10 protein-coding genes are annotated in these 11,454 nt (G+C 72.3%); 6 read left to right on the top strand and 4 right to left on the bottom strand.

The genetic code is table 11. The features are described 5' to 3' along the window. Together ACFSNB_RS09055 and ACFSNB_RS09050 are read left to right on the top strand one after the other, a co-directional pair. The coding region (locus tag ACFSNB_RS09055; protein ID WP_377315849.1) for an SPOR domain-containing protein at positions 1-956 on the top strand (956 nt) is incomplete at its 5' end. A gap of 44 nt (positions 957-1,000) precedes the next feature. Beyond that, complete coding sequence (locus ACFSNB_RS09050) at positions 1,001-1,516, top strand: hypothetical protein (protein WP_377315848.1); 516 nt, start codon at positions 1,001-1,003, stop codon at positions 1,514-1,516. A gap of 88 nt (positions 1,517-1,604) precedes the next feature. Here ACFSNB_RS09050 and ACFSNB_RS09045 read toward each other — a convergent pair whose 3' ends face one another. Then, positions 1,605-2,279 (bottom strand): COQ9 family protein, encoded by a 675-nt coding sequence (locus ACFSNB_RS09045; protein ID WP_377315847.1) that lies wholly within the window; start codon positions 2,277-2,279, stop codon positions 1,605-1,607. A 113-nt stretch (positions 2,280-2,392) separates the two neighbouring features. Between ACFSNB_RS09045 and rpsU the strand changes: the two genes are divergently transcribed. After that, the gene (gene rpsU, locus ACFSNB_RS09040; RefSeq protein WP_002726599.1) at positions 2,393-2,596 is read left to right on the top strand and encodes a 30S ribosomal protein S21; all 204 of its coding nucleotides are present in this window, start codon (positions 2,393-2,395) and stop codon (positions 2,594-2,596) included. A gap of 284 nt (positions 2,597-2,880) precedes the next feature. On the opposite strand, the gene ACFSNB_RS09035 is transcribed toward rpsU, so the two are convergent. After that, complete coding sequence (locus ACFSNB_RS09035) at positions 2,881-3,711, bottom strand: hypothetical protein (RefSeq protein ID WP_377315846.1); 831 nt, start codon at positions 3,709-3,711, stop codon at positions 2,881-2,883. A gap of 101 nt (positions 3,712-3,812) precedes the next feature. Between ACFSNB_RS09035 and ACFSNB_RS09030 the strand changes: the two genes are divergently transcribed. After that, entirely contained in the window at positions 3,813-6,482 is a 2,670-nt protein-coding gene (locus ACFSNB_RS09030) for a bifunctional acetate--CoA ligase family protein/GNAT family N-acetyltransferase (protein WP_377315845.1), read from the top strand. 164 nt (positions 6,483-6,646) lie between these two features. Here ACFSNB_RS09030 and ACFSNB_RS09025 read toward each other — a convergent pair whose 3' ends face one another. After that, a complete protein-coding gene (locus ACFSNB_RS09025) occupies positions 6,647-8,002 on the bottom strand; it encodes a glycosyltransferase family protein (protein ID WP_377315844.1) in 1,356 nt (451 codons plus the stop codon). A 238-nt stretch (positions 8,003-8,240) separates the two neighbouring features. Here ACFSNB_RS09025 and ACFSNB_RS09020 point away from each other — a divergent pair, with 238 nt between their 5' ends. Both ACFSNB_RS09020 and ACFSNB_RS09015 read left to right on the top strand, forming a co-directional pair. Next, positions 8,241-10,094, top strand: coding sequence for a thiamine pyrophosphate-dependent enzyme (locus tag ACFSNB_RS09020; RefSeq protein ID WP_377315843.1), 1,854 nt, complete (start codon positions 8,241-8,243; stop codon positions 10,092-10,094). A gap of 23 nt (positions 10,095-10,117) precedes the next feature. Next, on the top strand, positions 10,118-10,741 hold the full coding sequence (locus tag ACFSNB_RS09015) for an indolepyruvate oxidoreductase subunit beta (RefSeq protein WP_377315842.1): 624 nt from the start codon (positions 10,118-10,120) through the stop codon (positions 10,739-10,741). Between the two features lie 169 nt (positions 10,742-10,910). Here the strand turns inward: ACFSNB_RS09015 and ACFSNB_RS09010 are convergent, their stop codons facing one another. Continuing rightward, a complete protein-coding gene (locus ACFSNB_RS09010; RefSeq protein ID WP_377315841.1) occupies positions 10,911-11,453 on the bottom strand; it encodes a GGDEF domain-containing protein in 543 nt (180 codons plus the stop codon). Position 11,454: the final 1 nt, after the last annotated feature.

Below are 11,454 nucleotides of genomic sequence, written 5' to 3'. Positions count from 1 at the left end.
CGCCGCGGCCGCCCGCCGCCGCGCCCGCCGCCGCCGCCGCGCCGACCCTGACCCTCGACATCCCGCCCGGACTCGCCGCCGATCCGGCGGCCCAGCGCTTCGCCGCCCTGCGCGCGCTGGCCGAGGCCGGCGCGGTCGGCGCCGACGACGCCGAAACCCGGCGTAACGCCAATCTCGGCGCCCTGCTGCCCTACGACCAGCCGCCGCCCGCCGCCGGGCTCGACCAGCCGGCGCCGGTGGCGGAGATGGCCGCCCGTCTGGCCCAACTGGCCGGGCAGCCCGGCGGCATCGGCGAACGCGACCTGCTGCTCGACCGGCTGCTGCCGGCGGCGCCGCGCCAGCGCGCTTTGCCGCCGCCGCGCGACCCGGCGGCGTTGCAGCGCGACCGCGACCGCACCGGTACCCTGTCCGGGCTGGGCCTGATCAGCCCGGAGGAAGCGGCGCGCGAACGGGCGGCGATCGCGGCGATCGAACAGAGCCAGCCGACCCGGCTGACCCCGCCGGCCGCGCCCGCGGCCCAACCGGCCCACGCCAAACCGGCTCATGCCAAGCCCGCCCACGCCAAGCCGGCCCACGCCAGACCGGCCGGGGACAAACCGGCCCGGGCCAAGGCCGCCCCGGTTCCGCCTGCGGTCACGGCCGAGGCGGCGGCCGAGGCCAAGCCGGCCGAGGCGCCGGGCGGCGCCATTCCCGCTGGCGGCAAGGGGCCGGTCGGAGTACATCTGCTGTCGATGGCCAGCCCATCGACCACCGACATGGCGGTGGCGGCGCTGAAACGGGACAACCCGGAACTGGCGGCGCTGACCTTCAAGGCGGTCAAGACGGTGATTCCCGACCTCGGGACCACCTACCGGCTGCTGGCCGGGCCTATCGCGCCCGCCGAGGCCGAAAGCCTGTGTCGCACCCTCAGGACCCGGGGACAGTCCTGTGTGGTCAGCGACTTCGACGACCATTGAGCGCGGCACCCCGGGCGGGGGCCCGACGCGGAGGGAGAGACGAGATGACCGATTATTCTGCTCAAGTGCGTGAGGATTTCGTGGCGGTGGACGGCACCGTCACCCGCCTGTTCGCCGACATCGTCGAGATCAAGACCGCCAGCGGCGCCGCCGTGCGCTACCGCGCCGAAAAGGCGGTGCCGCGGCTGCGGCTCGGCCAGTCGATCGTGATCATCGCCCGCAAGGAGAGCGACGAGGCCGCGCTGGTGCTGAACCGCACCACCCGCAAGACCCTGCGGCTCGAATCCTCGCTGCGCGGCACCGCGATGTCGAAATACGTCGCCGGCCTCAGCCTGTACGCGCTCGGCGCGGTGGCGTTCTTCGCCGGGGTGCTGCCGCCGGTGGCGGCGACCTGGGGCGGGCTGGCCCTGTTCGCGGCCGGGCTCGGGGTGATCGTGCTGACCCCGGTGCGCGACGACGGCGCCTATGCCGATGCCTTCGACGCCTTCGTCGCCGAGCTGTGGGGCGCCGCCCCGGCCGGAGCCGGCGCGGCGATCCTGCGCGGCTCGTCGTTCCGCTGACGGGACGGGGCGCGGCCCGGCCGGGCCGCCGCCGCCATCGAGCAAACCGGAAGGGGCCGGTGGCGCTGCCACCGGCCCCTTTCGCGCCTCAGCGGGCGCTGCCGCTGCGGCGGGGTTTGACCTCCAGCCGCGACCAGGGCACGCGCGGACGGCAGGAGGACAGCCCGTCCCGCACCATCCGCTCGACCCGGTGACGCAGCCGGGGCAGCCGGTGCAGATCGACCAGCCGCCGCCGCAGGAAGGCCCAGGTTTCGACCGACCCTTCCGACGTGTCATCCAGCCAGAAGAACAGGGTGGCGGAATAGAGCGCCGCGACCGAGCCGCGCTTGGTCGCCCAGGCGAGGTCGTGGCTCTGGTCGCCGACCGCCCGCCACAGCGCGTCGGCGGTGCCCCAGCCCAGCCGGGCCGCCAGCGGCAGATTGGCCGGCAGCGCCAGCAGGGCGACGCCGCGCCGGATCGCCTCGCGCTGGGCGGCCCAGGGTTCCAGCCGCAGCCGGATCGCGGCGAACACCCGTTCATCGGTCTTGCCGCCGCGCGGTCCGGCGGCGGCGAAATCGGCCTCCATCCGCCGGTCGCCGAGATCGATGAAATGGGCCAGCGCCTCGACCGGCCCGCCGGGGAACAGCCGCAGCGCCGCCGAGGCGGCCAGACCGAGTTCCTGCGCCGCTTCGGCCAGCGCCGCCGGCGACCAGCCGTCGAAGGCGACATGCGGCAGCGCCGCCAACACCAGATCGTCGCGTTTGCCGCGGGGATCGCTCTGCATCACCCAAGCCCCTTCCCAACCAACCGTCACTGTGATATCAAGCGCCTTCCCGGACGGCAGCGATGCCGTGCGATCGGGATGACTTTCCAAGCGTAGAGGAGCGGTGGCGAAACGTGCAAGTACTCGTTCGTGACAACAACGTCGATCAGGCCCTGAAGGCGCTCAAGAAGAAGATGCAGCGCGAAGGGGTGTTCCGCGAAATGAAGCTGCGCCGGAACTACGAGAAGCCGTCCGAGCGTCGCGCCCGGGAAAAGGCCGAGGCCGTGCGCCGCGCCCGCAAGCTGGAGCGTAAGCGGCTCGAACGCGAAGGGTTCTAACCCTTCGCCTGACTCGCGCGCGGCCCCGTTCAGGCGGAGCCGTCACGTCGCCGGGGTTCGTTTCCCCCGGTTATCGCGCGCCAGCCGCAAGCTTCGTCGCATACGTCCCCCCGCACTCCGCCGGTTCGCCGGTCGGGGCCGGGTTGGGGCGGTGTGCGCTTTTTTTTGTTTTTCACGCCCCGGGTCACCACCCGTCCGGGCGCTTTTTGTGTTGCCGTGACGCCAAAGGGAGCGGGGTCCAGGGGCCTTGCGGCCCCTGGCGGGCGCGGGCGGAGCCCGCCTGCTCAGCGCAGCGCGGCGAGTTCGGCCAGCAGGGGATCGATTTCGCCGACCAGAACGGCGAGATCGCGATGGGCGTCGCGCATGGTGCCGGCATCGGGACAGGGATGGCCGCCCATCCGGTTGGCCTGCAACATCCGGAGCGCGGCGGCAACCGACTGGCCGCGCACGAAACCGGCGACATGGGCCACCCCGCCGTAATGACGGGCCAGCGCCCCGGCCAGATCCGGCGGCAGCAGACCGATCCCGGCCTGGGCGGCGCGCCAGCCGGCATCGAAGCCGGCCAGGGCCAGCACGGCGGCGACGAACGACACCCCGGCCTCGGCGTTGGGCGGCGCGACCAACTGGGCGAAGGCGTCACGGCGGGCGGCCAGTTCGACCGCGAGGGTGGCGGCGACGGCGCGGCGGCGACGGGCGTCGTCCTGACGGCGCAGCGCCAGCAGGGTCAGCAGCCCGACCAGCCCGGCGAGGATCGCCCCGACCAGCAGCGCCGCCGCCTGGAGCCACACCGCCGCCAGCGGATCGCCGGCCGGCGCGGCCGGCGGCACCGGGACGGGCGCCGGGGCGACCGGCTCCGGCGCAACCGGCACGGGCGGAACGGGCACGGTCTGGACGGGTTCGGGCGCGACGGGCACGGGCGGGGCCGGTTCGGCGGCCGGCGGCGCGGCGGTCTGCACCGCCGGGGCGGCGGGCGCGGCGGCCCCGTCGGGGGCAGCGGCCGGAGCCGGCTCGACCGCCTCGGCGACCGGGGCGGCGGCGGCGGCGGGGTCCTCGGCCCGGAGCGAACCGGGCAGCAGCAGGCCGAGAGCCAGCATCAGGACGGCGACATTGCGCATGGATCCCCCATCAAGCAGACTGGGGCGAAGCCCGGGCGGGCCACCATAGACGAGGTTCGGCACGGCGCAAAGCTCCGGCGGCAGGAAAGGATACGGCGGCGATGAGCATCCGCAATCTCTCCCACCTGTTCGACCCCAAGGCGGTGGCGGTGATCGGCGCCTCGGAACGGCCGCTGTCGGCCGGGGCGGTGGTGATCCGCAACCTGCTGACCGGCGGCTTCAAGGGGCCGATCATGCCGGTCCATCCCGACCTGCGCGCGGTGTCGGGAGTGCTGGCCTATCCCCGCATCGACGCGCTGCCGCTGGTGCCCGACCTCGCGGTGCTGTGCACCCCGGGGGCGGCGGTGCCCGAACTGCTCGACCAGCTCGGCCGGCTCGGCACCCGCGCGGCGGTGGTGATCGCCACCGACGTCGAGCGCCCTGCTTTGCTCGCCGCCGCCCGGCCGCATGGGCTGCGGGTGCTGGGCACCGGCAGCCTGGGGATCCTGGTGCCGCGCATCGGTCTCGCCGCCAGTTTCTCGCGCCAGCCGGCCCTGCCCGGCAAGGTGGCGCTGGTGTCGCAATCGGGCGCGCTGTGCGGGGCGCTGCTCGACTGGGCCCGGCCGCACGGGATCGGCTTTTCCCATTTCATCAGCCTGGGCGCCGGCGACGACATCGATTTCGCCGACGTGCTCGATTACCTCGCCAATGACGACCAGACCCGGGCGATCCTGCTCTACATCGAACAGATCCGCCGCCGGGGCGATCTGGTCGGCGCCGCCCGCGCCGCCGCCCGCAACAAGCCGCTGCTGCTGGTACGGGTGCCGGAACATCCCGACCTGCGCCGCCCCGGCGCCTTCCTGGCCGAGACGCTGGCGACGCCGGAGGAATGCTTCGACGCCACCGTGCGCCGCTCGGGCGCGCTGCGGGTCGGCGACATCGACGAGATGTTCGGCGCGGTCGAGACCCTGGCGCGCGGCCGGGTGATGGCCGGCAAACGGCTGGCGGTGGTGTCGAACGGCGGCGGGGTGGCGATGATGACCCTGGCCGAGATGGGGGCGCCGGGCGATCCCCGCCTCGCCGGGCTGGCCGAGGAGACCCGGGCCAAGCTGGCGGCGCGGCTGCCGGCCGGCAGCCGGATCGGCAACCCGCTCGATCTCGGCCTCGACGCCGACCCGCGCCGCTATGGCGACGCGGTGCGGGTGCTGATCGAAAGCGCCGCCGCCGACGCGATCCTGGTGATCCACGCCCCCAACGCGATGGCCGACCCGGTCGAGATCGCCGAGGCGGTGATCGAGGCCCAGCGCGGCCATCCCGGCACGGTGCTGACCGCCTGGATGGGCGAGGAATCGGTCGCCCCCGCCCGCCAGCGTTTCGCCGCCGCCGGGGTCGCCACCTACCCCACCCCCAGCGCGGCGGTGCGCTCGTTCCGCCAGATGGTGCAGTACCGGCGCAACCAGACCATGCTGACGGAAACCCCGCCGTCGCAATGGGAGGGCTTCGCCGAGGCGCGGATCGCGGCGCGGCCGATCATCGAACGCGGCCTCGCCGCCCCGGGCGGGCTGCTGGGCGACGACCAGACCCGCGCCTTGCTCGCCGCCTACGGCATCCCGATCCAGCCGGCCACCCAGGCCGCCACCCCCGACGAGGCGGCCCAGGCCGCGACCCGGCTCGGCTTCCCGGTGACGCTGACCCTCGACCGCCCCGACATCGCCCGCCGGGGCGAGGCCGGCGCGATCGCCCTCGGCCTGGAGACGGCGGCGGCGGTGCGCACCGCCGCGCTGGAACTGCGCCGCCGGGTCAGTTGCGTCCATCCCGACGCCGAACAGGCCGGCTTCACCCTGCAACGCTCGCTGCTGCGGCCGGATGCCCGGCTGCTGTTCGCCGGGATCGCCTGCGACGGGCTGTTCGGCCCGGTGGTGGTGTTCGGCGAGGGCGGCCGGGTGGTCGAGGTGCCGCGCGACCACACCGTCGGCCTGCCGCCGCTCAACCTGCCGCTGGCGCGCAGCATCATCAGCCGCACCCGCATCGCCCGCCTGCTGAAGGCCAGCGACGGCCGCCCCGCCGCCGACCGCACCGCCGTGGCCGAACTGCTGGTGCGGCTGTCGCGGATGCTGGTCGACAATCCCGAGATCGTCGCCTGCGACATCAACCCGCTTTATGCCGACCATCACGGGGTGGTGGCGCTCGACGCCCGGATGCGGGTCGCCCCCTGGCGCAACGACGAAAGCCGCCGCTTCTCGATCCTGCCCTACCCCGCCGAGCTGGAGGAGGATGCGACCCTGCGCGACGGCAGCCCGATCCGGCTGCGGCCGATCCGCCCCGAGGACGAGCCGGCCCATGCCGAGCTGATCGCGCGGATGACGCCGCAGGACCTGCGGATGCGCTTCTTCGGGCTGGTGCGCGAGGTCCAGCATTTCCAGCTCGCCCGGATGACCCAGATCGATTACGACCGCGAGATGGCCTTCGTCGCCACCCGCGACCTGGAAGGCGGCGGGTTCGAGACCCTCGGCGTGGTGCGGACGGTGATCGACCCCGACAACCAGCGGGCCGAACTGGGGATCCTGGTGCGCTCCGACCTCAAGGGCACCGGGCTGGGCCGCACCCTGCTCGACAAGATCATCCGCTACCAGCGCCACCGGGGCACCCGCCAGATCTTCGCCCAGATCATGGCCGAGAACATCCCGATGCTGCGGCTGTCACGCGCCGCCGGCTTCCGCCCCTGCCCGTCGGGTGAACCCGACGTGCTGGAACTGGCGCTCGACCTCAACCCGGCCCCCGCCGCGCCGTGACGTTACGCGGGCTCTGCCCGCGCGCTTTGCGCGCACACCATGATGTTATGCGGGCTCTGCCCGCACCCGCCAAGGGCCGAAGGCCCTTGGATCCCTTTCCGTGCCCTTCGCGCGGCAAACATCAGCACCCAGGCGGACAGGCCGCTCCGCGCCCGCCCACCCCGTCAGGCGCCGAGCCGGGTGACGACGTGGCGCCAGAACAGCCCGCTGCCGTAATGTTCGAGGAAATAGCGGCGGCCGGCGGCGGCGATGCGGCGGCGCAGATCCTCCCGCTCCAGAAAGAACCGGCTGAAGGCGATCAGCTGGTCGATGTTGGCGACCGGGACGTAATGGACGAACGGCACCATGAAATCGTCGATCGGGCTGCCGACCTCGTAGAACAGCAGGCATTCCGACAGGATCGCCTCGAAGGTGCGGCCGGTCAGGATCGATTCGCCCTCGGCGACGGTGCCGTTGCTGAAGACGAATTTCGCCCGGCCCATCCGAGCCAGATAGTCCTCGCTCGACAGGGCGTTGCAGCGCCGGCGGTCGTGGAACATCGCATCGACCGGCACGCCCCCGGCCAGCAGCCCCGCCAGCCACACATGGCGGTCGCGCCAGGGCGAGCCGAGGCAATTGACCCCAGCGGTCTTTTCCGCCTCGGGGTGGAAGGCGTCCTCGGCAAACGGCAGGCAGGGGACGGCGAGGCAATCCTCCCGCCCCAGCAGGTGATGGGTCAGGTCGTGGAAGGTGACGAACAGGTCGGCGGCCGGCGCCCATTCCCCCACGTAATTATAAAGGGCGTCGTAGCAATCCGGGATCACCACCAGGAGGCGGAAGCCGAACCGCCGCCGCAGCTCGACCAGATGCTCCGGGGTGATCGTCATCGCCGAGGGTTTGAAATTGCCGTCGATGCAGACGATGTCGGGCCGGGATTCGGCGAGAAAACGGGCGAGATCGTCGAGCGCCGCCGCCAGCGGCCGGGCCGGGGCCGGCTTGTCGCGCGAGACGGTGTGGTCGTAGAGGATCTCGTCGGCCGGAAAAACGGCGGTGGAGAATCCGGCCGCGGCGGCGGAGCGGGGCATGTGGAAGAAGAAATCGGACTCGATGAAGTCCGGGTTGCAGATGATGTGGCGCGACAGCAGGAAGGCCACCACGGTTCGCGCCGGAGCAGCCCCGGCCGGCCAGGCCGCCGCCGGGGCGTGAACATCGGCCCGGCGCGGCGGCGGGGTCTGGCCCCGGCTCCACGCCTCCTCGTGACAGCGCAGCAGGGCTTCGATCACCCCGCGCTGTTTGTCGGTCAGCGCCTCGCCCGCGCGTCCGAGCAGCGGGCATTCGCGGAAAATCTCCCCCCGCCCGGCATTGAGCGCCTGGAGCAGGGCGAGTTGCAGCGATTTGACCGAGATCTGCGACAGGTCCTGGTCGATCCCGGGATGCGCCGCCAGCAAATGCCGCATCAGCCACACCGCCCGGCGGTGATCCCCCTGCAACGCGGCCAGCACCGCTTGGTCGAAGGAGATCGACAGGGGTTGGGCAAGCATCGACACCCCATTCGTGAAAGGGATAAAAGCCGCCTTCCTTTCTACCATGGGCCGCGCCGGGCGAACAGGGAGGACGGGCGCGGCCGGTGTGGGCGAAGCCCACCCATGCGGCGTTCGCTCCCCGCCCGCCGTCCGCCGCCGCGCATTCCGCTTCCGGCCCACGGGCGACGGTGCTAGCCTCCGAGCCCTTCCGGCTTGGCCCGGAAGGCCACGAGACATCGCCAGGGAGCCTTTTCTCATGTCCGCCGCCGTACAGGCCCAACCCAACACCCGTCTGCTCCTGTCGGGCAACGACGCCATCGCCCGGGGGGTGTGGGAAGCCGGAGCCACCATCGCCGCCGCCTATCCCGGGACCCCCTCGACCGAAATCCTCGAGACCCTGGCGCTGTACCCGGATCTCTACGCCGAATGGTCGGTCAACGAGAAGGTGGCGCTGGAAGTCGCGATCGGCGGCTCGATGTCGGGAGCGCGGTCGTTCTGCGCGATGAAGCATGTCGGGCTCAACGTCGCCTCGGACGCGCTGATGACCATCACCGTCAGCGGGGTGGTCGGCGGGCTGGTGATCGCGGTCGCCGACGATGTCGGGATGAGTTCGTCGCAGAACGAGCAGGATTCGCGCTACTGGGGCCGCTTCGCCCATCTGCCGATCCTTGAGCCGGCGGATTCGCAGGAAGCCTACGAGATGGTCAAGCAGGCGTTCGACCTGTCCGAGGCCTGCAACACCCCGGTGCTGCTGCGGCTGACCACCCGGGTCTGTCACGTCAAGGCGGTGATCGGGGTCGGCAGCCGGGTGGCGCGCCAGCCCACCGGCTTCACCCCCGACCCGCGCCGCTGGGTGATGGCCCCGGCCAACGCCAAGGGATTGCTGCCGGCCCAGATCGCCCGCGAGGACAAGCTGCGCGCCCTGGCCGAGACCTCGGACCTCAACCGGATCGAGGACGGTCAGGACCACCGCATCGGCTTCGTCACCTCCGGCCCGGCCTATCTGCATGTGCGGGAATGCTTCCCCAACGCCCCGGTGCTGAAGCTCGGCTTCACCTATCCGCTGCCGGTCGGGCTGGTGAACAAGTTCGCCGCCACCGTCGGCCATCTGGTGGTGGTCGAGGAGACCGAGCCGCTGATCGAGAACGAGCTGCGCGCCGCCGGGATGACCAAGCTGCACGGCAAGGACCTGCTGCCGCGCCTGGGCGAGCTGACCCCGGCCGTGCTGATGCCGGCGGTGCACGGGCTGGTGGGCGAACCGCTGCCGGCCGGCGCGGTCTATCCCAGCAGCAACCCGTTCCCGCGCCCGCCGACGATGTGCCCGGCCTGTCCGCACATGGGGGTGTATTTCTCGCTGTCGCGGCTGCGCAAGCAGGTGCTGATCTCGGGCGACATCGGCTGTTACACCCTGGGCGCCGGCCAGCCGTGGAACGCGCTCGACACCACCATCTCGATGGGCGCCTCGATGGGCATCGCGCTTGGGATGGACAAGGCGCGCGGCGAGGCCGGGCGCGACAAGGCGGTGGTGGCGGTGATCGGCGATTCGACCTTCCTGCACATGGGAATGCAGGGGCTGCTCGACATCGTCTACAACCGGGGCAACGTCACCGCGATCATCCTCGACAACCGCACCACCGGGATGACCGGCGGCCAGCACCATCCCGGCACCGGCAAGCGGCTGACCGGCGAGGAGGCGCCGCGCATCGACTTCGCCAAGCTGGTCGAGGCGCTGGGCGTCGCCCCCGAGCGGATCCGCACCGTCGATTCCTACCTGCTGCCGGTGGTCTACAAGACCATCAAGGAAGAGATCGCGGTGCCCGGCCCGTCGGTGATCATCACCACCCGGCCCTGCGTGCTGTCGGAATTCTTCGAGCGTCAGCCGGCCTACCGGGTGATCGACGAGAGCTGCACCGGCTGCGGCAACTGCCTCAAGGTCGGCTGTCCGGCGATCTCGGTCAAGCGGACCGAGGCCCGCACCCGCAGCGACGGCAGCACCGCCGAACTGAAATACGTCACGATCGATGGGGCGATGTGCACCGGCTGCCGGATGTGCGTCGAATCCTGCGGGCCGAAGGCGATCGCCCCGGCCCAGCCGGTCGCGACCGCTTAATTCTGGAGACAGGTGCTCCCACCATGACCGACGTAATCACCAACATCCTGATTTGCGGCATCGGCGGCCAGGGCGTGATGACCGCCGCCGAGATCCTGGCCCAGACCGCGATGGCCCAGGGCTTCGACTGCAAGAAATCCGAAATCGCCGGCATGGCCCAGCGCGGCGGCGTGGTCACCAGCCACGTCCGCTTCGGCCGCAAGGTGTGGTCGCCGGTGATCACCCCCGGCACCGCCGACCTGCTGGTGGCGTTCGAACTGGCCGAAAGCTCGCGCTGGGCCGACCATCTCCGCCCCGGCGGGGTGGCGATGGTCAACACCATCCGCCTCGCCCCGCCGGTGGTGTCGTCCGGCCTCTACAAATACCCGGCCGACCCGCTGGCGCAGATGCGCGCCGCCGGGGTGCCGGTGATCGAGGTCGATGCCGGCAGCATCGCCCGCGAGCTGGGCAACCTGCGGCTGGTCAACACCATCATGCTGGGGGCGATCGCCGACCACCTGCCCTTCCCCGCCCCGCTGCTGGAGGAACAGATCGTCGGCCGCTTCCGCGAGCGCAAGCCGGCGATGGTCGAGATCAACCAGCGCGCCTTCGCGGCCGGTCGCGAAGCCGCCCGCCGCGCCGCCGCCCCGGTGGCCGCCGCCGGCTGAGGTCCCAGGCGGGCTGCCGCCCGCGCGCTTCGCGCGCAAACATGCGAAGGTGAGGCGGGCTGCCGCCCGCCGCACCCGCTTGGAGGCTGACGCCTCCAAACCTCCCCTCTTTTTCGAAAACAAAGGGGGTCCGGGGCATCGCCCCGGCCGGGTGCGGGCGGGAGCCCGCCTAACGCATAGCCATGGCGTGTGAAATCCCCCCGACCCGAGGCCGGGGCGGCGGCGCCACCCGGGTCCGGTTGCGGCCGTCGCGCTTGGCCCGCAACAAGGCGGCGCCGGCCCGTTCCAGGGTATCCCCCGGCGGTTCGTCGTGCAGCCCGATCGCGTCGGCCAGACCAATGCTGACCGGCACCGCCGGATCGTCGGCGACCTCGCCCGGCGCCGCCAGGGTCAGGCGCAGGGTTTCGGCCAGGGCCAGCGCGTCGCCCAGGCCGCTCGCCGCCAGCAGCACCGCGAACTTGTCGCTGCCCAGCCGGGCGGCGCGGCTGCCGGGCGGCAGCAACCGGGCCAGGGTCTGCGCCACCCGAACCAGCGCCGCCTCGGCCGAGTCGGCGCCCGCCGTTTCCTCCAGCCGGTGGAAATGGTCGATATCCAGCACCAGCAGGCAGCCGCGATCGTCGCGCCGCCCCCGCGCCCCGACGGCACGCAGATCGGCGAACAACGCCGCGACCAGAAACGGATCGCATTCGAGCAAAGGCAGGGCCTGTCCCATC

Origin of the sequence: Phaeospirillum tilakii (genome assembly GCF_042683125.1) — a bacterium.
Lineage (GTDB): Bacteria > Pseudomonadota > Alphaproteobacteria > Rhodospirillales > Magnetospirillaceae > Phaeospirillum > Phaeospirillum tilakii.
The sequence above is the reverse complement of the archived record's forward strand: the minus strand, read 5'-3'. Positions and strand labels throughout refer to the sequence as shown.

Excerpts from the sequence above, each read along its gene's own strand:
- ACFSNB_RS09050 (WP_377315848.1), top strand. The coding sequence starts at position 1,001 with ATGACCGATTATTCTGCTCAAGTGCGTGAGGATTTCGTGGCGGTGGAC.
- ACFSNB_RS09045 (WP_377315847.1), bottom strand. The coding sequence starts at position 2,279 with ATGCAGAGCGATCCCCGCGGCAAACGCGACGATCTGGTGTTGGCGGCG.
- ACFSNB_RS09035 (WP_377315846.1), bottom strand. The coding sequence starts at position 3,711 with ATGCGCAATGTCGCCGTCCTGATGCTGGCTCTCGGCCTGCTGCTGCCC.
- ACFSNB_RS09030 (WP_377315845.1), top strand. The coding sequence starts at position 3,813 with ATGAGCATCCGCAATCTCTCCCACCTGTTCGACCCCAAGGCGGTGGCG.
- ACFSNB_RS09025 (WP_377315844.1), bottom strand. The coding sequence starts at position 8,002 with ATGCTTGCCCAACCCCTGTCGATCTCCTTCGACCAAGCGGTGCTGGCC.
- ACFSNB_RS09020 (WP_377315843.1), top strand. The coding sequence starts at position 8,241 with ATGTCCGCCGCCGTACAGGCCCAACCCAACACCCGTCTGCTCCTGTCG.
- ACFSNB_RS09015 (WP_377315842.1), top strand. The coding sequence starts at position 10,118 with ATGACCGACGTAATCACCAACATCCTGATTTGCGGCATCGGCGGCCAG.
- ACFSNB_RS09010 (WP_377315841.1), bottom strand. The coding sequence starts at position 11,453 with ATGGGACAGGCCCTGCCTTTGCTCGAATGCGATCCGTTTCTGGTCGCG.